This window comes from Maritimimonas sp. 2205BS37-2 (assembly GCF_056591755.1).
In genome coordinates, this window is record NZ_JBWQOI010000001.1 from 145986 (window position 1) to 168236 (window position 22251).

Annotated in this window: 16 protein-coding genes; 4 read left to right on the forward strand and 12 right to left on the reverse strand. The window is 34.3% G+C overall.

What is annotated here, in order from left to right; all coding sequences use genetic code 11:
* Nucleotides 1–20 precede the first annotated feature (20 nt).
* The 5 genes from AC1EUU_RS00685 to AC1EUU_RS00705 all read right to left on the reverse strand — a co-directional run bounded on the left by AC1EUU_RS00685 (nucleotide 21) and on the right by AC1EUU_RS00705 (nucleotide 8786).
* Nucleotides 21–2633, reverse strand: a complete 2613-nt coding sequence (locus AC1EUU_RS00685) for a zinc-dependent metalloprotease (protein ID WP_480199448.1) — start codon at nucleotides 2631–2633, stop codon at nucleotides 21–23.
* Nucleotides 2634–2815: 182 nt separating this feature from the next.
* Entirely contained in the window at nucleotides 2816–4618 is a 1803-nt protein-coding gene (locus AC1EUU_RS00690; RefSeq protein WP_480199449.1) for an acyl-CoA dehydrogenase family protein, read from the reverse strand.
* A gap of 88 nt (nucleotides 4619–4706) precedes the next feature.
* A complete protein-coding gene (locus AC1EUU_RS00695) occupies nucleotides 4707–5894 on the reverse strand; it encodes an acetyl-CoA C-acyltransferase (RefSeq protein ID WP_480199450.1) in 1188 nt (395 codons plus the stop codon).
* 4 nt (nucleotides 5895–5898) lie between these two features.
* Nucleotides 5899–8307 (reverse strand): 3-hydroxyacyl-CoA dehydrogenase NAD-binding domain-containing protein, encoded by a 2409-nt coding sequence (locus AC1EUU_RS00700; protein WP_480199451.1) that lies wholly within the window; start codon nucleotides 8305–8307, stop codon nucleotides 5899–5901.
* 20 nt (nucleotides 8308–8327) lie between these two features.
* On the reverse strand, nucleotides 8328–8786 hold the full coding sequence (locus AC1EUU_RS00705) for a MarR family winged helix-turn-helix transcriptional regulator (RefSeq protein ID WP_480199452.1): 459 nt from the start codon (nucleotides 8784–8786) through the stop codon (nucleotides 8328–8330).
* A 127-nt stretch (nucleotides 8787–8913) separates the two neighbouring features.
* Between AC1EUU_RS00705 and AC1EUU_RS00710 the strand changes: the two genes are divergently transcribed.
* The 4 genes from AC1EUU_RS00710 to AC1EUU_RS00725 all read left to right on the forward strand — a co-directional run bounded on the left by AC1EUU_RS00710 (nucleotide 8914) and on the right by AC1EUU_RS00725 (nucleotide 13377).
* Nucleotides 8914–9840 (forward strand): ABC transporter ATP-binding protein, encoded by a 927-nt coding sequence (locus tag AC1EUU_RS00710; protein ID WP_480199453.1) that lies wholly within the window; start codon nucleotides 8914–8916, stop codon nucleotides 9838–9840.
* Nucleotide 9841: 1 nt separating this feature from the next.
* Nucleotides 9842–11158, forward strand: a complete 1317-nt coding sequence (locus tag AC1EUU_RS00715; RefSeq protein ID WP_480199454.1) for an ABC transporter permease — start codon at nucleotides 9842–9844, stop codon at nucleotides 11156–11158.
* Between the two features lie 43 nt (nucleotides 11159–11201).
* A complete protein-coding gene (locus AC1EUU_RS00720) occupies nucleotides 11202–12065 on the forward strand; it encodes a DUF6268 family outer membrane beta-barrel protein (protein WP_480199455.1) in 864 nt (287 codons plus the stop codon).
* Nucleotides 12066–12213: 148 nt separating this feature from the next.
* On the forward strand, nucleotides 12214–13377 hold the full coding sequence (locus AC1EUU_RS00725) for a sigma-54-dependent transcriptional regulator (RefSeq protein WP_480199456.1): 1164 nt from the start codon (nucleotides 12214–12216) through the stop codon (nucleotides 13375–13377).
* A 113-nt stretch (nucleotides 13378–13490) separates the two neighbouring features.
* Here the strand turns inward: AC1EUU_RS00725 and AC1EUU_RS00730 are convergent, their stop codons facing one another.
* The 7 genes from AC1EUU_RS00730 to AC1EUU_RS00760 all read right to left on the reverse strand — a co-directional run bounded on the left by AC1EUU_RS00730 (nucleotide 13491) and on the right by AC1EUU_RS00760 (nucleotide 22171).
* Nucleotides 13491–13874 carry a thiol-disulfide oxidoreductase DCC family protein gene (locus AC1EUU_RS00730; RefSeq protein ID WP_480199457.1) on the reverse strand — a complete coding sequence of 128 codons (384 nt, stop codon included), beginning with the start codon at nucleotides 13872–13874 and terminating at the stop codon, nucleotides 13491–13493.
* Between the two features lie 27 nt (nucleotides 13875–13901).
* The gene (locus AC1EUU_RS00735; RefSeq protein WP_480199458.1) at nucleotides 13902–14570 is read right to left on the reverse strand and encodes an ABC transporter ATP-binding protein; all 669 of its coding nucleotides are present in this window, start codon (nucleotides 14568–14570) and stop codon (nucleotides 13902–13904) included.
* The gene (locus AC1EUU_RS00740) at nucleotides 14567–15772 is read right to left on the reverse strand and encodes an ABC transporter permease (RefSeq protein WP_480199459.1); all 1206 of its coding nucleotides are present in this window, start codon (nucleotides 15770–15772) and stop codon (nucleotides 14567–14569) included. The genes AC1EUU_RS00735 and AC1EUU_RS00740 overlap by 4 nt, the downstream gene beginning before the upstream one ends.
* A gap of 110 nt (nucleotides 15773–15882) precedes the next feature.
* The gene (locus AC1EUU_RS00745; RefSeq protein WP_480199460.1) at nucleotides 15883–17049 is read right to left on the reverse strand and encodes an acyl-CoA dehydrogenase family protein; all 1167 of its coding nucleotides are present in this window, start codon (nucleotides 17047–17049) and stop codon (nucleotides 15883–15885) included.
* Between the two features lie 7 nt (nucleotides 17050–17056).
* Entirely contained in the window at nucleotides 17057–17803 is a 747-nt protein-coding gene (locus tag AC1EUU_RS00750; RefSeq protein WP_480199461.1) for a ComEA family DNA-binding protein, read from the reverse strand.
* 143 nt (nucleotides 17804–17946) lie between these two features.
* Nucleotides 17947–19563 carry an alanine/glycine:cation symporter family protein gene (locus AC1EUU_RS00755; RefSeq protein WP_480199462.1) on the reverse strand — a complete coding sequence of 539 codons (1617 nt, stop codon included), beginning with the start codon at nucleotides 19561–19563 and terminating at the stop codon, nucleotides 17947–17949.
* Nucleotides 19564–19729: 166 nt separating this feature from the next.
* Entirely contained in the window at nucleotides 19730–22171 is a 2442-nt protein-coding gene (locus tag AC1EUU_RS00760; RefSeq protein WP_480199463.1) for a TonB-dependent receptor, read from the reverse strand.
* Nucleotides 22172–22251: the final 80 nt, after the last annotated feature.

Below are 22251 nucleotides of genomic sequence, written 5' to 3' on the forward strand. Positions count from 1 at the left end.
ATTAAACAGAATGATTAAAATTATTTAATCTCCTTAAGCGCATTATCGATTAATGTGCGTAGGTGCTGTCTATGGGCTCTGGTAGCTATATTACCAGTTGGAGTAGCCATATTTCTTATGTTCTTAAGATTGTAAAGAGCCATTGACTTAGCTGCATTGGTATACCTTCCTTGTTGTTTACCAGTTAGCATATCAATTAACATATTGGTATATTCTATTTGTAAATTTTGTCTAAAAGAATTTACGTTCGTATATCTGTCTGCTCTAAACATAGAATTATTTAAATCATTCATCACTTCAGAAAGCTTATACTTGTTACCATATAGCTCAGAATCTGTAATTCTTTGTAATGTATTTGGATGTAATAAATGTCTTAATACGTTTCGCTGAATTCCTAAAACTCTACTATGAATTTTTGGATCTTCAGGGTTTCTAAAGAAATTAAATCCTCTTCTTTGACCTGCTAGGTAATTATATAAATCACTAGGAACTGTAAAAGCCTTTGCAGAAAACACATAATCATTTAATGCTTTCATTGCTTTTTTCTGCTTTTCGTATTCAACAGGTGTATAAGGTTTAGTAGCTCCATTCTGTCCATTCATAGCCCTATCTACATAAACACCACCTATATACCTAGAAATTGTTCTTGCTGATGCCGCTTGTTGTCCAGTTAATACAAAATATGAATTTCTTAGCTCATGGAAAGATTTACCATTGGCATCTTTTTTATATCTATCTAATACTTCTTTAGCTACTTCATCTGCTAATTTTATGCGGTCTATTGAATATTGAACAGCATCATTGGTCATGTCGCCAACATTAACTCTTGGATCTATAGCTTTACCAGGAGCACGCATGTCATCTGCATCGTTACCGAAAGTTAGTCTTGGATCAGAAGATTTTTCTAATAGAGCTTTCATTTCAGATTTATTCATTGGCTGATAACCAAACTGAATCGCCCATTTATCATAAGGACCAGGTGTTGTAGTCCAATACTGCCCTTGATTATCTCTATCGGCATTATAGTTAATCGCAGGATAATCCATTACCGAACCTGTTAAACCAACTTTTGAAGTTATAGCTTCATTATTTACATCAGCAATTGAATGTAATTGACTAGATTTCATATTATGGTTTAAGCCTAAGGTATGACCTAATTCATGCAAGATTAAGAAATGTATAAACTCATTTAACATTTTACTCTTTTCCATTTCACCATCATCAAAAGCACTACTTGCAACATTGGCAAACATATTATCTAAGTGTGCCATTTGACTTGCCGCACAAAATTTACCATGATTATTATCATCTATATGGTTAGCCATTTCATTATAAAAACTAGGCAAGGCTGCTTTTTCAAATAATTTTTCATTGCGCAATGAGTTACCCAAAACAATGTGCTCTAGCATAATATCTGCTCCTAAAATTTGTCCTGTTCTAGGGTTCACAAAACTTGGTCCGTAACCACCAAACATGATATTTGGTGAAGAAGTCCAGCGCAATACATTATAGCGAATATCACCAGCATCCCAATCAGCATCATCAGGTTGCTCTTTTACAACTAAAGCATTTTTAAATCCAGCCTGTTCGAAAGCAACATTCCATTGTTCTGCGGCTCTTTTAATGATAGGTCTTATATCTCTTGGGGTAGTATTTTCCATCCACCAAACAATAGGCTCTACAGGCTCAGATAGTGCAGCATTTGGGTCTTTCTTCACTAAGTGCCATCTATGTACTAAATCTCTATACGGTGTAGCACTTGTAGAAGATTGATCGTTTACCTGCGTCATGAAATAACCAACTCTAGGATCATCAAATCTTGGTTTGTAGTCATTTTCAGGCATCGCAATCAAACTATGATTTACCTTTACACTAACATTTCTTCCATCTACTACAGCTCGTGATCCACCATTTAAAACAGAAGGTTTAGAATATACATACTCAATAACCAAATCTGTATTTTCAGGGTAATTTTTAATAGCACTTACTTTCGTTTTATTTTTATCTAGGTTCCCCAGTGTGAAGGCTGTAGGTTTTTGACCTGGGCGACGCGGAGGCTTAATTTGAGAAAATGTTTCTTTAAGGAATAATGGATCGGCTTTTATTAAGTATAATCCATTTTTCTTATCATGAGCTTCAATTTTTAAACTCGCCATATTTCCATTACTTATGTTAGCATCGCTAGCTTTCGAAATGGCTTTATCTTTATTATAATAAAATGAAGTATTTTGAGTGATAAATTCCATTTTATTAAAGTGTTTTTTTACTTTAAAAACCTTAGATCCTCGATAAATACCTCTTCCGGCAAATCCTAAATCACCTGGTGCATCTGCCAATTGAGTAAAGTAGATAAATTCTTTACCAAGTTGATCTTCAGAGACAACCATTTGTAAAGAACCAGTAATGGTATCTTGATAAATTTCAAATAAACCATCTATTTTTTTACTGCTTTTAGTCAGTTCTTTGATAGTTTTTCCGTTTTTCTTTTTCGCAGCTGGCTTGGCGGGCATTTCGGTTTTGCCTTTTTTCTTCTTCTTTTTTCGCTGGGCATCAATGTTTTGCGGGGCTAAAAAAGCTACCGCTAACATCGCCATAGAGAAAAGCTTTGCCGCTTTTAAATAGTTAAGTTTCATAGTAGTACGTTAAGTTTTATTGTATAAATGAATATTATACTTATTTGAATTTAGCTAAGATAGAAAAATAAAAGGCCTCGGAAAGAAAGGAGAATGTTAAAAAATGTTAACAGATTAAAACAAAAAACCAGCTCTTAAGAGCTGGCTTTAAAAATCTACTAAACTTTGTTTTTAATATATTCTTAAAAACAATATTCATTTTCTGCTGCTACTTTATCTGCAATCATAGTTCGTAAGGCCACAACATTAGGCATATTAGCATATTTTGTAAATCGTTTAAGCCCCATAAGCATCATACGTTGCTCATCGCCTTCGGCAAAAGAGATAATACCCTCTTTCCCTTTTTGATTTACAATATCAACTGCATTATATAGATATAATTTTGCCATAGCTATTTGTTCCTTTACATTTTCTTCGCCTTTAGACTTCGCCATTTTTTCAGTACGAAGTATCGTAGATTCAGCCATATAAATTTCAATCAACATATCTGAGGCAGCCATTAAAAGTTGTTGATGTTCTTCTAATTTGGGTCCGAATTTTTGTACACCAGCACCAGCCACCATTAGAAATGCTTTTTTCAACTTAGCAATCATTTCTTTTTCTTCTGAAAATAATTCAGAATAATCAGGGGTGTCAAAAGAAGGAATGCCCATTAACTCTTCCTGTACTTTCATTGCCGGGTTCAATAAATCAACATGGCCTTTCATAGCCTTCTTTACTAACATTCCTACAGAAAGCATTCTATTAATTTCATTGGTCCCTTCATAGATACGCGCGATACGTGCATCTCTCCAAGCTGCCTCCATTGGTGTTTCCTTTGAGAAGCCCATTCCTCCAAAAATTTGAATGCCCTCATCTGCACAATTTTGAATGTCTTCTGATACAGCTACTTTTAATATTGAACATTCTATGGCATATTCTTCAACGCCTTTTAGTTCGGCTTCTTGATGTGAATTACCTTGAGCTTGACGAATAGCGATTCTGTCTTCGACATTTTTTGCAGCTCTATAGCAAGCAGATTCTCCTGCGTAAGCATTTGTTGCCATTTCAGCCAATTTGGCTTTAATAGCCCCAAAATTTGCAATAGGTGTATTAAATTGTTTACGCTCAGTAGCATATTGCACCGCTGCAGTAGTAACTCTTCTTTGAGAGTCTAAACAAGCAGCAGCTAGTTTAATACGCCCCACATTTAAGGCATTCATTGCTATTTTAAAACCATTACCTCTTTCAGAAAGCATATTTTCAACAGGAACCACGCAGTCATTAAAGAAAACTTGACGTGTGGACGAAGCATGAATACCTAATTTTTCCTCTTCTTCGCCTAAAACGATTCCATTATTAGGGTCATTCTCAACAATAAATCCAGTAATATTTTTATCATCTTCAATACGCGCAAAAACTATAAATAATTTAGCGAATCCAGCATTAGAAATCCACATTTTTTGTCCATTGATCTTGTAGCTTTTTCCATCCTCAGATAAAGTAGCGGTAGTTTTACCAGAGTTAGCATCTGATCCAGCGCCTGGCTCTGTTAAACAATAGGCGCCAAACCATTCTCCTGAAGCGAGTTTAGGTACATATTTTAACTTTTGCTCTTCGGTTCCGTAAAGTGTAATTGGCATGGTACCAATACCTGTATGTGCGCCAAAAGCGGTACTAAATGACCCTGTTCCACTAGAGATATAATCACAAACAAGCATTGTAGATACAAAGCCCATATCCATTCCGCCATAAGCTTCAGGTACCGAAACACCTAAGAACCCTAGTTCACCGGCTTTACGCATACACTCTTCTGTTAAAGCGTAATCCTTTTTTTCAAATCGCTCTTTATGAGGAATTATTTCTCTATCATTAAACTCTTTTACCGCATCACGCATCATTACTTGCTCCTCAGAGAAATCTTCTGGAGTAAAAACATCTTCACATTTAGTTTCTTTTACAAGGAATTGCCCTCCGCGTAAAATCTCTTTTTCCATCACTTCCATATTTATTGATTATAATTTAAATTTTGATTATTAATTTTAAAATGGCTCAGCAAATCACATTTTAGTTAAATGTGAAGCAAAAATCTTTTTAATTAAGGAATTCAAATATTCCAGCTGCGCCTTGACCGGTACCAACACACATGGTTACCATACCATGTTTACCCTGCATATTGCGTTTACGCATCTCATCAAATAATTGAACTGATAGTTTTGCGCCCGTACATCCAAGGGGGTGACCTAAAGCAATAGCTCCACCATTCACGTTAATGATGTCGTTATTTAGATCTAGTTCTCTAATTACAGCAAGAGATTGCGAAGCAAAGGCTTCATTCAATTCTATAAGTTCTATATCTTTTTGCTCGAGGCCTGCTTGTTTTAATGCTTTAGGTACAGCAGCAATTGGTCCAATTCCCATAATTCGTGGAGGTACGCCAGCCGCAGCATAACTTACTAAACGCGCTATAGGCTCCAATTTTAATTCTTTTACCATTTCTTCACTCATTACCATAACAAATGCGGCACCATCACTAGTTTGTGACGAGTTACCCGCGGTAACACTACCATTTGCAGCGAAGACGGGTCGTAATTTTGCTAGAGCTTCCTTACTCGTTCCGCGTCGTGGACCTTCGTCTTTAGTTACTGTGAATTTTCGGGTATCTTTTTTTCCATTTTTTATGTAGGTCTCTGCAACATCAATTGGTGCGATTTGATCTTGAAAGCGATCTTCATCTAAAGCTTTTAAAGCTTTCATATGCGAATTGTATGCAAACTCATCTTGATCTTCACGAGATACTTTATACTCTTGCGCAACTGCTTCGGCAGTATTTCCCATTCCCCAGTAATAATCTTCGTGACCCGAATTCACAATATTATAGTTCAGTTCTGGTTTAAACCCCGTCATCGGTACGGAGCTCATACTTTCTGCACCACCAGCAATAATACAATCGGCCATACCGGCTTGAACTTTTGCTACTGCAGTACCAATTGTTTCAAGACCAGATGCACAGAATCTATTTACAGTAACACCCGGAACATCTACCGAGTCTAAGCCTATTAAAGAGATAATACGTGCCATATTCAAACCCTGAGATCCTTCCGGCATTGCATTTCCTACAATAACATCATCAATACGTTTAACATCAAACTCGGGTAATTTGCCCATCATATATTGAATGGTTTCAGCAGCGAGTTCATCTGCTCTTTTAAATCTGAACCCACCTTTTTTTGATTTTCCAACGGCGGTTCTGTATCCTTTTACTATATATGCTGTTTTCATTTTCTTAATTTCTTAAAGGTTTACCAGTCTTTAACATATGCTGTATGCGTTCTAAAGTCTTACGTTCTGTACATAGACTTAAGAAAGCTTCACGTTCAATATCTAAAAGGTATTGTTCAGATACTTTAGTTGGCTCAGAAAGATCACCACCAGCCATTACATAAGCTAGTTTGTTTGCAATCTTTTGGTCATGTTCACTGATATATTTACTTGCTTCCATAGAATCTGTTCCAACTAAGAACATACCTAAAGCTTGTTTACCTAATACCAATACATCTGTACGCTTAGGTTTTTGTGTATAACCGGCATCGGCTAATAGCTTAGCATGTTTTTTAGCTTCTGCTATCTGACGGTCTTTATTTACCACTACGATATCTTTACCAGGTTGAAGCAGTCCTAGATCAAAGGCCTCGTAAGCAGAAGTTGAAACTTTTGCCATACCTACCGTTAAGAAGTACTCTTGTAATACATTTAATTGTACGTCTCCTTTATGGAATTGATCTGATGCTCTTAGGGCCATTTCTTTAGAGCCTCCACCGCCGGGAATAACTCCAACTCCAAATTCTACGAGTCCCATATAAAGTTCGGCAGCAGCAACTACTTTGTCGGCATGCATTGATAATTCACATGCACCACCTAAAGACATACTGTGAGGAGCTGCAACTACTGGTATTGATGAATAGCGCATACGCATCATGGTATCTTGAAAATATTTAATAGCCATATTCAACTCATCATATTCTTGCTCAACGGCCATCATAAATATCATACCAATATTCGCTCCAACAGAGAAATTAGCACCTTGGTTACCAACTACAAGTCCTTCAAAATCTTTTTCAGCTAAATCGACTGCTTTATTTAATCCAGCTAAGACATCACCTCCAATGGTATTCATTTTCGATTGGAACTCGCAGTTCAAAACACCATCACCTAGGTCTTCGATTACAACGCCAGAGTTTTTAAAGACTTCGTTTGACTTACGTATATTATCTAAAATAATAAATGCATCTTGACCAGGTTTTTTAGCCTGAGCTTTTGCAGGAACATCATAATAATAGGTGGCACCCGCTTTAACTGTATAAAAAGAAGTTTCACCCTTTTCTAACATTTCTGCTACCCAAGAAGCTGGTTCTTTGCCTTCGCCCTTCATTAATTCTATACCTTTTTCAACTCCAATAGCATCCCAAATTTCAAATGGACCATTCTCCCATCCAAAACCAGCCTTCATTGCATCATCTATTCGATACAATTCATCAGAAATTTCTGGAATTCTATTTTGAACATACGCGAACATCGCCGCAAAGTTTTTACGGTAAAATTCACCTGCTTTATCTTTTCCGTTTACTAATACTTTGAAACGGTCAATGGGTTTATCTATGGTCTTTGTGAGTTCTAAAGTTGCAAACGATGCTCTTTTCTTAGAACGATACTCCATGGTATCTAGATCTAAGGTTAGAATTTCCTTTTTGCCGTCTGCATTTACTGATTTTTTATAAAACCCTTGTCCTGTTTTACTACCCAACCATTTATTTTCCATCATAGTATTGATGAAATTAGGTAGTTTAAATAGCTCGTGGGCTTCGTCATCTGGACAATTATCATAGATACCATTTGCTACATGAACTAAAGTATCTAATCCTACCACATCTACAGTACGGAAAGTAGCAGATTTAGGGCGGCCAATTACGGGACCGGTTAATTTATCAACTTCCTCAACAGTTAATCCTAATTCTTTTACTTGATGAAATAAAGATTGTATACCAAAAATACCAATACGGTTTCCTATAAATGCCGGAGTATCTTTGGCTAGTACTGAAGTTTTTCCTAGAAATTTCTCTCCATACTCCATTAAGAAATCTGTAATTTCCGGTTTACAATCAGGTCCAGGAACTACTTCAAACAATTTTAAATACCTAGGAGGATTAAAGAAGTGAGTAACCGCAAAATGCTGACGGAAATCCTCACTACGTCCCTCATTCATAAATTTAATTGGAATACCAGAAGTATTTGAAGAAATAATAGTACCTGGAGTTCTGTATGCTTCAACTTTTTCGAAAACTTGTTGTTTAATATCAAGGCGTTCTACTACAACCTCCATTATCCAATCGACATCTTTAATCTTATGCAGATCATCGTCAATATTACCAGTGGTAATTCTACTTGCAAATTTTTTATTATAAATTGGTGAAGGCTTAGATTTCAATGCAGTTGCCAATGCACTATTTACTAAACGATTGCGAACAGCTTTGTCCTCTAGCGTTAAACCTTTAGCTTTTTCAGCATCATTTAGCTCTCTCGGAACAATATCTAGTAGCAATACTTCTGCTCCAATATTAGCAAAATGACATGCAATTCCAGATCCCATAATACCAGATCCAATAATTGCTACTTTTTTAATTCTTCGTTTACTCATTTTTTAGTGATCCTACTATTTTACATTACTTTGCGATCCACTTTTGTATAGATGTCACGCTCAGCGATTAATTGATTAATTTTTTCTGTTACCTCAAAAAAGTGATTTAGTTTTTCTTCAGAGATTTGCGCTCTTACTTTTTCATTGAAAGTAATTACATGCTCGCGAGAAACCTTGCGCATTTCTTTGCCATAATCGGTTAGTTTTATTAATACACTTCTACCATCATCTGGGTTTTTTTCACGATAAATAGCACCTTTGTCTTCCATGGTTTTTAAAATACGAGAAAGACTTGTAGGCTCCATTCCCATTTGCGGGCCCAAGGCTGTTGAAGGTGTGCCATTTTCGAAATCGATATTTAATAAAACAAAGGCTGTGGCCATGGTGCTACCATGTTTTGCAGCTTGCTCGTTGTACATTTTGGCTACGGCTTGCCAAGTAGCTCTTAATGCATGATCAATGGTTGTTTCTTTTAGCATGACACAAATATATAAAAAAATATTATGCACGCATAATAAATTTTATGCATTGTTAACCACCTTGTAACAAATTATTAAAATAGATGACTAACTTTTACATACTTTTGCGAAAACTTAAATCAAACGGATGAACAACTTACTCGAAGCCAAAAATGTTATTAAGAATTTTGGTAATTACAGAGCGCTTAATAATGTTTCAATTGATGTTCCTAAAGGAAGTATTTTTGGACTCTTAGGACCCAATGGGGCCGGTAAAACTACGCTGATACGAATTATCAATCAAATAACGATGCCCGATGAGGGGCAGGTGATTCTGGATGGAGAAAATTTAAAACCAGAACATATTAAGGATATTGGTTATTTGCCTGAAGAACGTGGTTTATACAAATCGATGAAAGTTGGAGAGCAGGCTCTGTATTTAGCACAATTAAAAGGACTTGATAAAACACAAGCAAAAGAACGTTTGAAGTATTGGTTTGATAAGTTCGAAATAGGAGATTGGTGGAACAAGAAAATACAGGAACTTTCAAAGGGCATGGCTCAAAAAATACAGTTTATTGTTACTGTATTACATCAGCCAAAACTATTAATCTTTGATGAGCCTTTTTCAGGTTTTGATCCGATCAATGCCAATAGAATTAAAGATGAAATATTACAATTACGCGACGAAGGGGCCACCGTTATTTTTTCAACCCATAGAATGGAATCTGTTGAAGAACTTTGTGATCATATAGCTCTAATACATGAATCAAATAAAATTTTAGATGGTAAATTAATTGATATCAAGCGTCAATATAAATCAAACATATTTGAAGTAGGTTTATTAACTGATAGAAAAGCAGAAATTACTCAAAGCCTTCGTGAGAAGTTTGAATTATCTGAAGCCACTTTTAAAACTATTAATGATGAGTTAAAGTTCAATATCAAAATTAATGGTAATGGTAATGCCAACGATCTTATTTCGCATTTAACAGCGCAAGGCGAATTAACTCATTTCGTTGAAGTGATTCCAAGTGTAAATGATATTTTCATCCAAACAGTACAAAACAATTAACATGAACCATTTAGCATTAATTACAAAAAGAGAATTTTTAAATAAGGTAAAGAATAAGTCATTTATTATTATGACTTTTTTAAGCCCTGTGATTATGGTTGCGTTAATTGCTTTAATTGGTTATTTAACACAATTGAATAATGATAGTGTTAAGACGATTTCAGTATTAGACGAAAGCGGATTCTTTGCCAGTGAGTTTAAAAGCACAGAAAACACGAAGTATGATATCCTCAGCAGCCTTAGTTTAGAAGACGCTAAAAAAGTGGTTCGAGAAGCTGAAAATTATGGATTACTTTATATTCCGAAGGCAGAAAATGTAGATCAATTATCTGATAAAATAAAGTTTTTTTCAGAGGATTCCCCATCATTATTAGTGATGGATAGGATAGAAGACAGAATAGAAGAGAAGGCGAGAAATATTAAATTGAAAGAATCTGGTTTTGATCCTGAAACCATAAGGAAACTTGATGTAAATATCAATCCAAACCTTGAAACATTTGAAGGTAAGAAAACTTCAAAATTAGGAAGTGGGATCAAGCTTATTTTTGGTGGTGCAGCCGGTTATTTATTATTCATGTTTATTATTATATATGGTAATATGATTATGCGTAGCGTAATTGAAGAAAAAACCAGTAGAATCATAGAGGTCATTATTTCATCTGTAAAACCTGTTAAATTATTATTAGGTAAGATTTTCGGAACTTCTCTTGCTGGTATTTCGCAATTTTTAGTTTGGGTAATTATAGGAGGTGTCTTAATAACTGTAATGTCGGCCTTATTTGGTATTAATATGGGAGGAGCTCAAATGGCCGAGCAGCAAGAATTAATGAAGAATGTTGCTGAAACTTCAGAGTTTCAAAACCAAGCTACTGCCGTAATTCAAGAGATAAATAACTTGCCAATTGTTAATTTGGTAATCATGTTTATTTTCTTTTTCATTGGAGGCTACCTATTGTATAGCTCTTTATATGCTGCAATTGGAGCTGCAGTTGATAATGAAACTGATACGCAGCAATTTATGATGCCAATTATTATGCCATTGATGCTAGCAATTTATGTTGGATTTTTTACAGTGATAGAGAATCCACATGGTACGGTATCTCAGGTATTTTCGTATATACCGTTAACCTCTCCCGTCGTAATGCTAATGCGTATTCCTTTTGGTGTACCATTATGGCAACAATTGATATCGCTTGTATTGTTATTTGGTACTTTCTTTGTGATTGTAAAATTGGCGGCAAAAATCTATCGCGTTGGTATTTTAATGTATGGTAAAAAGCCAACATACAAAGAATTAGCGAAGTGGTTAAAATATTGATGAAGAATTGTCGTTATGTTTTGTTAGAGAACAACTCCCTAATTTGAAGCGATTATTTCTTTTTATCTATTGTGTACTAGTTAGTAGTCACTGCTTATGCCAAATTAAAGATATTGGAGGTGTGGATTATACTTCTGTTTTTGGAAAAAATACAGAGCCCACTTTCAGTAGATCTCGTATATGGGCTAATTTTCCAGTTAAATTAAAAAAGAAAGGACATATCCTTGTTAATGGTCTAAGATATAGTAATGTTAAATTAGATTTTGATGCTACCTATAATTTTGATGTGGCTCCATTACATGAAATTCATGTTTTAGAATATACCTTAGGATATACTTTTTTAATGAATGAAAAATGGCGCTTTACAGCACAGGTTTCACCAACTATTTCATCAAATTTAGCCAATAAAATTACAGGTGATGATTTTACTTGGAGCGGTGGAGTATTATTGATACGAACCAATTTGAAACCTAAAAAAACAAGACTTACAATTGGGGCAATGTATAATCAGCGTACGGGCTTACCCTTTCCATTACCGTTTGCTACTTACTTTAAAGAAGTTAATAATCACTTAACCTATACCATTGGAGTACCCATAAGTAAGATTAAATACTTCTTCAATAAGAAAACCAGTTTAGAAGGATTCATTACGCTTGACGGATATTATGCTAATTTGAGTAATAATCTAACAATAAATAATCAGGTGGCAGAAAACATATCAATGTCGGCAATTATATCAGGTATTGGATTTGATAAGTATTATGGCAAGCATCTAAACCTTTTCGCTAAGGTTGGTTATACATTAAGTAATTCGCTAAGACTTGTTCAAAATAAAAGAGACGAGGTGTATGATTTTGATATGTCTAAAGCGTTCACTTTTAGAGCTGGCTTAAAATTCAATTTTTAACAGATAGATTGCATAAAAATATGCAGAATAATGCTTGGGTTCCATTTTTTTAAAAAGGAGAATACATATTTTTCAGCTAGCATATAGTTTGGTATAAAGATTGTAACTTCGCAATTAACAATCAATAAATAATAGATTCAATATTAGAATGAGCAAAATACTAATTATAGAAGACGAAGCAGCAATACGTAGAGTGTTGAAGAAGATCATTTCAGAAGAGAATGATAAGTATCAAGTTGAAGAAGCCGAGGATGGACTTTTAGGGATTGAGATGATTAAAAATAATGACTATGATTTAGTATTATGTGATATAAAGATGCCTAAAATGGATGGCGTTGAGGTTTTAGAAAAAACACAAAAGTTGAAACCAGAAATACCTATGCTAATGATTTCTGGTCATGGTGATTTAGACACCGCTGTTCAGACAATGCGGATGGGTGCTTTTGATTATATTTCTAAACCACCAGACTTAAATCGTTTACTAAATGCGGTAAGAAATGCACTTGATAAGAAAAATCTGGTAGTTGAAAATAAGCAGCTAAAGAAGAAAGTTAGCAAGAACTACGAAATGATTGGTGAGAGTGATGCGATTACGCATATTAAGGACATTATTGAAAAGGTTGCAGCTACAGATGCCCGAGTTTTGATTACCGGACCTAATGGAACTGGAAAAGAACTAGTGGCACATTGGTTACATGAAAAAAGTGAGCGATCAAAAGCATCAATGATCGAAGTAAATTGCGCAGCAATACCTTCTGAACTTATTGAAAGTGAATTGTTCGGACATGTTAAGGGTTCATTCACTGGTGCGAATAAGGATAGAGCAGGTAAATTTGAAGCCGCTAATGGGGGCACAATCTTTTTAGATGAAATTGGAGATATGAGCCTTTCGGCGCAAGCAAAAGTATTACGTGCACTACAAGAAAATAAAGTGAGTAGAGTAGGTAGTGATAAAGATATTAAAGTTGATGTTCGCGTTGTTGCTGCTACCAATAAAAACTTAAAGAAAGAAATTGAAGAAGGTAGATTTAGAGAAGATTTGTACCATAGATTGGCTGTTATATTGATTAAAGTTCCTGCATTAAACGATAGGAGAGAAGATATTCCATTACTTGTAGGGCATTTTGCAAAACAAATAGCTCAGGAACAGGGCAATGCTATTAAAGAATTTTCTGATAAGGCGATAAAGAAACTTCAGGAGTATGATTGGACAGGAAATATTCGTGAATTGCGCAACGTTATCGAGCGATTAATTATTTTAGGTGGTAGTGAAGTTTCTGAAGATGATGTGAAATTGTTTGCTAGCAAATAACATAACCGTACGGCATACAAAACGTTAATAGAAATATGCTAATCGAAAGGAAAGTCAAGAATTACAAGTGGTAATTATTTTATAATCATTTGTTAGAGATGCTTTCATTCTTTTTAAAAAGTAATCGAACAAGATTTTGACTGTCCAAACCATTTCACCCTATTTTTTGAGGCAATATTATAAATGGTGTCCCTTATGATTCTAGGTACATATGCTAATAGAGCAGCTACAAATTTCCATTTTGGAATTTGAGCGACAATCTTTAAAAAACCATCTGAATGCGTGTGCACTCCATTTTCATCAATTAGGATAACGGTTTCTAATTGCTCGGTTGAAAAACCATATTTTATAAGAAAATCTTGACCTATGGGTGATTGAAAGGGAATAAACTTAAAATTAGATTGAGAAGCAAAATTCATTAGCCATCCCACAACTCCGTTACACAAATTACACTCACCGTCAAAAATAATAATGTTTTGTGCTGTCAATTTTTTCATGTCATTTTTGTTTTAGAAGGAATGGTTTTATAGTCGTAACGAACCATTAATCATTTCAATAGCTCTATGCGACTTTTTATATAAGGCTGGATTATGGGTAGTCATTATTACACCTTTTTTCTTAACCTTCGCGATATTTTTTAATAAACCAAAAATTAACTCAGAATTTTTTTGATCTAAGTTTCCTGTTGGTTCATCGGCAATAATTAACATAGGATTATTGATCAAAGCCCTAGCAATGACAACTCGTTGTTGTTGACCACCAGAAAGCTCGTATGGATTTCTTCTTATTAATGATTTCATTCCCAATTCATCAAGCAATTGTAATGCTTCTTCTTTTATTATTTCAGCTGGCTTTTTAGCCAGTTTTAAAGCTGGAAGCATTACATTTTGTAGTGCGTTAAACTCATTTAGTAAATAATGAGATTGATAAACAAAGCCTATATTTTCATTTCTAAAATGGGGTAATTGCTTCTTTGACAGGGTTAAGGTATTAACTCCATTGATTGTAAGCGTTCCTTCGAAATCGGTATCTAAGGTTGAGAGAATATATAGTAAAGTAGATTTACCACTTCCTGAAGAACCGTATATAGAAATGAGCTCTTCATGGTAAACATCTAAGGAAATATTGTTTAACACCCTATGCTTCTCAGGATTAAAAAAAAGCTTATTTATATGTTGAGCTGAGAGTATCATATATCTCTAATAATTTTTATAGGATCTATTTCACCAGCTTTCTTTGAAGGAAAATACCCAGATAATAGTGTGGCTATAATCCCAAAAAAGAATGCGAGAATATAATAGCCTATTTTAAAATTTATAGGATAGGTTTCAACAATTATAAAATCGGTAGTATCTAGTGTAGTTATCGAAATAAGATAACTTATTAAATATCCAAACCCTAGACCTAATAAAGAGCCCAAGAGACCTACGATGAGCGACTGAATTAAAAAAATATAGATTATATCGTTACCAGAATAACCTATTGTTTTTAATATAGCAATATCTTTTCGCTTATGAATTACAGTGCTATTTTGAATGTTATATATACCGAAACCAGCAACTAAAAGTAAGGCAAAGGAAACAGACCATGTTAAAACGTTGCGGACTTTATTTCCTATTACAATTGTTTTATTAGCGTCTTTCCAGTTTTGAACATCAATTTCTTCTATTTTTTTCAGTAATAAATTTTCAATACTTACATCATAGCGATTTTTTAGCTTTAGGTTTACATGTGTTACAGATTTTTGATCCTTTAGCAGCTGTTGTAGCGTAACAGCAGAGGTATAGGTTCTATAATTATCAATAGTGGTGATACCGAAACTAAATATACCAGTTACATCTAATAAAGCATTTTTCCCATTGGGTAAGAGGATACTTAAAGTATCATTTACAGAAATGTTTAATCTTTTGGCTAAACTTACTCCTAATAGTATGGTATTTTTTTTGGTTAAACTTTCAAAACCGTTGCCTTTTACCAATCTTTTTTCAAGATTAACCATATGTTTTTCTTGCTCTGGGAAAATCCCATTGACACTACCAGATAATTGTTGGGTATCACTTATTAAAATCGCTGGTGTAATTAGCTGACTTGAAAACGCCTTAATGTTTTTATTGTTTTTTAAAATATCATAGATTGTATCTGTATTTTCAATAGATGCACTACCGAGGTTAATAGTGTTTTTTGAAATCACTGGTTTTTTGCTAATAGTGACATCTGGATTCCCATTAAAAACTGCTTGATCTAAAAAATCATTAACACCAGTCATAAAATTCATCAATACTATAAAAGTGGTAACACCCAATAGCACACCTATAATAGCTAAGAAAGTTTGTTTTTTTCTAACTGATAAATATTGTAATGCAATAAAATAAACTGTTCTATTAGAAATAAGCATAATACATGGGTCGTATTTGCTTAAAAAGAATTACATGATATAGTAAACCTTACGAAGAAATTGTGATATCAATAGCAATAATCTTGGGTATTATAATAAATAATAAGAAGTTAAGTGGCCGGTTTATATTCTTTACCATCAATGATCATTTTAGCAATGATCTCACGAAGTATTTCAGATGTACCACCACCAATAGGGCCAAGACGGCTATCTCGCAGTAGCCGTGCCATAGGATAATCTTCCATATAGCCATAACCTCCTAGCAACTGCAAACAGTTGTAAGCAACTTCATCTGCTACTTTAGTAGATATTAGCTTAGACATGCTAGCTTCTTTTACCACATATTCACCATCGTTTAAGCGTTTGGCAACCGTATAATTAAATGTCTTGCAAACTTCTACTTCACTTGCCATATCGGCAACTTTATGTCTAAGAGCTTGATATTGATTGATAGACTTACCAAATGTTGTACGCTCACTCATATATTGCAATACATATTCTATTGCATATTCTGACCGTGCATGGGCATTAACACCCATTACCAAACGCTCTAAGGCAAAGTGTTGCATAATGTATGGAAAGCCTTTACCTTCTTCACCCATTAGATTTTCTAAAGGTACTTTTACATTATCAAAAGCTATTTCGGCAGTGTCAGAAGCACGCCAACCCAGCTTATCTAATTTAGTGGCTGATACACCCGGCGTATCACAATCAACTATAAACATGCTAATGCCTTTATTACCAAGTTCAGGTTGTGTTTTGGCAGCCACAACCATATAATCACCATAAAAACCGTTCGTAATAAAAGTTTTAGAGCCATTTAATAGGTAATGATCTCCATTTTTTATTGCGGTTGAGCGCATACCGGCAACATCAGATCCACCAAAAGGCTCGGTAACACAAAGGCATCCTATCTTTTTACCTTCTACGCTTGGTATTAAATATTCTTTCTTAATTCTTTCGTCGCCTTCCTTTCTAACATGCGTCATAGCTAAATAGGCATGCGCCCACATAGCAGCTGCAAATCCTCCAGAATTAATTTTCTGTAATTCTTCAAGAAAGATAACAGTATAAAACAGGTCTAGTTCAAGTCCGCCATATTCTTCTGGAACATTTAATCCAAAATATCCCATTTCACCAACTTTTTCCCATATAAAGCGGTCTATAGTTCCTTCATTCTCCCATTTTTCAATATGAGGCACAACTTCTTTTTGTAAAAAGTCTTTAAAACTTTGCCTAAAAAAATCGTGTTCTTCAGTAAAATATAAATTGTTCATTAATGACCTATTTTGCTTCCAAATATAAGGCTATTCTGTCAAATTTTTCTACAGGAAATCCTGCTATTTGCTTAAGTTCTTGGATTGATTGAATTTCAGCTACTTCTTCGCGATATTCTACAATTTTTTTTGTTAGTTCGTAATCAATATAGACAATTGAAAGCAGTTCTTTAAATGTAGCTTCGTTCACGTTTATTTTTTTAATGAGAGGTTTTTTTATGACTTGAAAACGTTCTAATACCTTATCGGCAATTTCTTTATCTAGATAATACACTTCGTAAAGCTGATTATCTTTTAAAAAACCTCCAAGCTTTTTTCGATAGTTTATGATTCTTTGTGCTAGTTTCTGGCCAATACCATTAATAGATTTTAGTTCTTCTATAGTAGCTGTGTTGATATCTTTTATAGGAAAAGATCTTTTATCATTATTTGAGGTGCTATATGAAGTTTTTAATGTGGTTCGTTTGTTGGCTATCCAATCAGGGAACTTAAAATAAGGAGAGATTTTGTTGAGTAGACTGTCTGATACTCCTGTGATCTGTTGAAATTCTTGTGCTGAACTAATATATTTTCCTAAAGATCGATGTGCTAACAATCGGTCTATTTCGTCGGTTGACATTCCTAATTGATATCCTTTAAAATCGCTTATAAAACTTGGATTAAATGGATAAATTTTTGGTTTCCTTTTTTCTAATTCAACTCTTTTTAGAGAATCAAATTCTTCTTGAAACTGTTTAATTTCTATAGTGCTCATTTCGACTATTTCATCAGAAGAAAAGTCGACGAAAAAGAAAATCAATTGTAGGGTAATAATAAGAACTGTCAAAAGAAAAATCCCATTTCGTTGACGTTTATTATACCAGAAATGGGATTTCTTTATGTTCATAAAAAGTTAGCTTAGTTAGCTTCTTTTATAGCATTTACATATTTTGTGATTTCTTCTTTTACTTTAGGGAATAAGAAAAACAGTCCTATCATATTAGGAAAAACTAATGCGAGAATCATTGCATCTGAGAATTTAATTACGGCATCTAGTGTAGCAGCTGCACCAATAACTACAAATACTAAGAAAAGTATTTTATATACTAAATCGGCAGTTTTTCCTTTGCCAAAAAGGTATTTCCATGATTGTAATCCATAATAAGACCATGAAATCATAGTTGAAAAGGCAAAAAGCACAATAGCAATTGTTAGAATATATGAGAAGCCAGGTATTACTGAATCAAAAGCTTTTGATGTTAAGTCTACACCTCCTAATAGCTCTCCAGATCCATTTAAGATTACGTTACTTCCATCTACAGCTCCATATTGGAAAACACTTTGCATATTCGTTCCATCTATGTTAAAAAAGATAATCACTAAAGCAGTCATAGTACAAATTACTACAGTGTCAATAAAAGGTTCAAGTAAAGCAACAACTCCTTCAGAAGCCGGATATTTAGTTTTTACCGCAGAATGCGCAATTGCTGCTGAACCGGCACCAGCTTCATTAGAAAATGCTGCTCTTTGAAATCCAACAATTAAAACACCAACAAGCCCACCAAGTCCAGCCATTGGTGTAAAAGCCCCATTAAATATTAATCCAAACGCATCGTCAATATAGTTAAAGTTTGCAAAGATAATTACCAAGGCTGCTAACACATAAATACCTGCCATGAATGGTACAATCTTTTCAGTAATTTTTGCAATACGTTTTATTCCACCAATGATAACTATACCAACTAAAATAGCTAGGATAATTCCTATAATAGCGCCAGTTGCTCCTCCTTCTATTCCAAACAATGAACTTAATTGAACAGCAGCTTGATTAGATTGAAAGGCATTACCACCACCAAATGAAGCTCCAACACATAGTATAGCAAATAATGCTCCAAGCACTTTTCCTAAATTACCAACTCCAACTTCTTTGAGACCTTTAGAAAGATAATACATTGGCCCGCCATAAACAGTACCATCTTCGCCTACATCTCTATATTTAACACCTAGTGTGCATTCAACAAATTTTGTTGCCATGCCTATTAGGCCACAAATAATCATCCAGAAAGTTGCACCAGGCCCACCTAGAGCTATTGCTACAGCAACACCAGCAATATTTCCTAACCCTACGGTACCAGAAACAGCAGTCGCTAATGCTTGGAAGTGTGAAACCTCACCATCTTGACTTTCATCTCTAATAGTGTCAGGTATATCACCATCAATTGACATATCAGTTTTTTCAACCCCATGACCTTCTATTTCATCATATTTTCCTCTTACTGTATTAATAGCTAATGGAAATTTGGTAATGCTGGGAAATTTAAAATAGAATGTGAAAAAAGTAGCTCCTAATACTAGCAATATAACTACCAAAGGAATATTATATTGACCTAATGGTATAGTGGTTAATACTAGGCCTTCCCATGCGGAAGCAATGGGCATAAACCAGTCGTTTATTTGTTCATCTAAACCTTTTTCTTGAGCAAATGTTAAATATGGAATTACTAATAATAGTAATGAAAGGATCTTTTTTCTCATAATTATCTGGAGTTAGTTTTTATTCTATCGCAATATGCTAAAAAAAAACACCAGCTACAAGTTTTGTCACTTAAATGTGTACTACAGTAAGATCAAAAAACCATAAAACCCCTACTCAAAAAATTGAAATAGGGGTTTTAATTAACCAAAATTGAAAAAATGTATTTTATAAGAAACCGCTTCCTTGCGTTTCGTTATCTCTTCTGTTTTTTCTTCTTCTACTTTTAGTTTTACCTTTACTAAAACGATACATAAAACCTATATAAGCTGTTCTACTTTCCCAGTTAAACTGTCCATTAGAAGGGTACGGGTTATCAGATTCAAATTGGAATTTCATGCCCTTGAAAATATCGTTTACTCTAAAGCTAATTGTTCCTTTTCTTTTGAATACGCTTAAGCTTGCTCCGGCATTTAACATCCACATAGGCTCAACCTCAAACTGAACACTTCTACCACCACCTCTATACATGGCGAAGAGTTGGAATCTTAACGTTTTCGTGGCGGTAAAGCTATTGCTAACGCGTGCATTAAAGGCTGTATTGGTAACTTCAAGTCTTTGTTCATTACCAGGATCATTTTGATCGGTAATACCTATTTCTTTTTGAACGAATAGATCAGTACTCGCATTCACTCTCCACCACTTTGCTATTTTATAACTAGCAGAGGCCTCAACTCCATATCTGTCATTACTTTCAGTATTAAAATAGGTAAGCTCAACTTTATCAGGATCTATTAAATCTCTATTTAAAACTCTAGAGATATTATCGTTAACTCTTCTATAAAATGTACCGAAGGTAATCGAACCATTTTTTAACTTACGCGTATAGTTTAATTCAAATGAATTAGTAAACTGAGGTCTTAATTCTTGATTACCTATAGAAACAATTTGAGGTGTACTCCATTCTCTAATAGGATTTACCTGTTGCATAGACGGTCTATCAACTCTACGACTATAACTTATTTGATATTGATTTTTTTCGCTAGGATTATAGGTGATAAATGCCGATGGATAGATTGAAAAAATATCATCTTCAAAAGTTGTATTCGGTTGCCCTACTTCTTGTAATAGTGCTTCAACTTCATAATTTTCAAAACGCGCACCTACTTGAACAGATACTTTCTTAAACTTATGGTTGTAATTTACATAAGCAGAATAAATATCACGATTGAAATCAAAAATTGAATTTGGTGTTTTTTCAGATACAACAGGAGGGCCTAAATCAAGAACTCTAAACTGATCAGTATCGCGCTTATTTCTGGCTTCTCTTAATCGTACTTCTAAGCCAAGCTCAAGTTTTCCTTTTTTAGAAACCGGATTGGTATAGTCTAAATTAAAAAGCTTAGTGTTACGCTCATTATTAATATCATCATTATAATTTAAGGTATTGTCGGTAGGATTATTGAATTCGTCGAAATCTGCATCTTCTGGAGATTCATTTTTTGAGTAGTTTGCCTCGAATTCAATATTATGGCCTTCTTTTGCAAAATCTAACTTATAATTAAAATTATAGGCTTGAGATTCTGTATCACTTATTGATATTGTTCTAGCATTTCTATCAAAAGTGTTGCTATTCGCAAAATCTACTAAGGTAGTACCCCGAGCTCTATCTTTTGCAAAGTTTTGAGTGGTGTATACCGAAATGGTATTTTTGTCATTTATATAAATATCTGAACCAATTTTTATTAAATGTGAGGTTCGGTCATTGTCAAATTCAAAGTCTTGACGAGAACTATTGTCTATTCTGTTTACATGACCAAAATTGTCATTTTTACCAGCATTCAAGCCATAATTTGCAAAGAAATTTACACTTCCTGTTTTGTAGTTCATATCTATTGAACCATTAAAACGTGTATTCTCACCTCTGGTTACACCTGTATTTATAACAGCATTGAACCCTTGATTTGCGCCTTTATGCAGAACGATATTAATGATGCCACTCATTCCTTCAGGATTATATTTTGCAGAAGGGTTTGTTATCAATTCGATATTTTTTATAGAGGTAGAAGGGATCTGTCTTAATAAAGTCGCGGCATCAATATTTGTTGGCTTTCCATCTACTAATACGCGTACATTTTCATTACCTCGAAGGCTAATATTACCTGTTTGTTGGTCTACACTCACAGAAGGTACATTATTTAATAGTTCTGAGGCAGTAGTACCGGCAGAGGTTAAGTCTTTACCAACATTAATTACTTTTCTATCTATTTTTTGAGTAATTGTTGATGTTTCGGCAACCACGGTTACTTCCTCAAGATTCGCTGCTTCTTCATTTAATCCGATAGTACCAAGATTCTGTCTTAAATTTCCAGAAACGAGATTCACTTCTCTTTTGAAGGTTTCATAACCTATAAATTGCACTTCTACAACGTTCTTTCCTTCAGGTATCTTTTTTATTTCAAAGCTTCCTTTGTCATCAGTAATACCGCCAGTTACGGTTTTACCCCCAATATCTTTTATAACAACTGTAGCATAGGGTATTGGGCTTTTCGTTTTTGCGTCAACTACTTTACCAGAAACGCTTCCATTTCTAGGTAGTTTGTCTTTTGCCATCTGCGCTGTAATACTCATGCTCAAAAAAAGACAGATGGTGTAAATAATAACTTTCATTAGTTTGTGATTTTTGTATGAAATAAATTTTTATTGAGTTGTTATGCCACAGTTTTGTGATACTATACAGACGCTAACTA

Coding starts and splice junctions, on each gene's coding strand:
- AC1EUU_RS00740 (WP_480199459.1), bottom strand. CDS start 15,772: ATGCTTATTTCTAATAGAACAGTTTATTTTATTGCATTACAATATTTA.
- AC1EUU_RS00755 (WP_480199462.1), bottom strand. CDS start 19,563: ATGAGAAAAAAGATCCTTTCATTACTATTATTAGTAATTCCATATTTA.
- AC1EUU_RS00685 (WP_480199448.1), bottom strand. CDS start 2,633: ATGAAACTTAACTATTTAAAAGCGGCAAAGCTTTTCTCTATGGCGATG.
- AC1EUU_RS00750 (WP_480199461.1), bottom strand. CDS start 17,803: ATGAGCACTATAGAAATTAAACAGTTTCAAGAAGAATTTGATTCTCTA.
- AC1EUU_RS00710 (WP_480199453.1), top strand. CDS start 8,914: ATGAACAACTTACTCGAAGCCAAAAATGTTATTAAGAATTTTGGTAAT.
- AC1EUU_RS00695 (WP_480199450.1), bottom strand. CDS start 5,894: ATGAAAACAGCATATATAGTAAAAGGATACAGAACCGCCGTTGGAAAA.
- AC1EUU_RS00730 (WP_480199457.1), bottom strand. CDS start 13,874: ATGAAAAAATTGACAGCACAAAACATTATTATTTTTGACGGTGAGTGT.
- AC1EUU_RS00700 (WP_480199451.1), bottom strand. CDS start 8,307: ATGAGTAAACGAAGAATTAAAAAAGTAGCAATTATTGGATCTGGTATT.
- AC1EUU_RS00725 (WP_480199456.1), top strand. CDS start 12,214: ATGAGCAAAATACTAATTATAGAAGACGAAGCAGCAATACGTAGAGTG.
- AC1EUU_RS00760 (WP_480199463.1), bottom strand. CDS start 22,171: ATGAAAGTTATTATTTACACCATCTGTCTTTTTTTGAGCATGAGTATT.
- AC1EUU_RS00715 (WP_480199454.1), top strand. CDS start 9,842: ATGAACCATTTAGCATTAATTACAAAAAGAGAATTTTTAAATAAGGTA.
- AC1EUU_RS00745 (WP_480199460.1), bottom strand. CDS start 17,049: ATGAACAATTTATATTTTACTGAAGAACACGATTTTTTTAGGCAAAGT.
- AC1EUU_RS00690 (WP_480199449.1), bottom strand. CDS start 4,618: ATGGAAGTGATGGAAAAAGAGATTTTACGCGGAGGGCAATTCCTTGTA.
- AC1EUU_RS00705 (WP_480199452.1), bottom strand. CDS start 8,786: ATGCTAAAAGAAACAACCATTGATCATGCATTAAGAGCTACTTGGCAA.
- AC1EUU_RS00735 (WP_480199458.1), bottom strand. CDS start 14,570: ATGATACTCTCAGCTCAACATATAAATAAGCTTTTTTTTAATCCTGAG.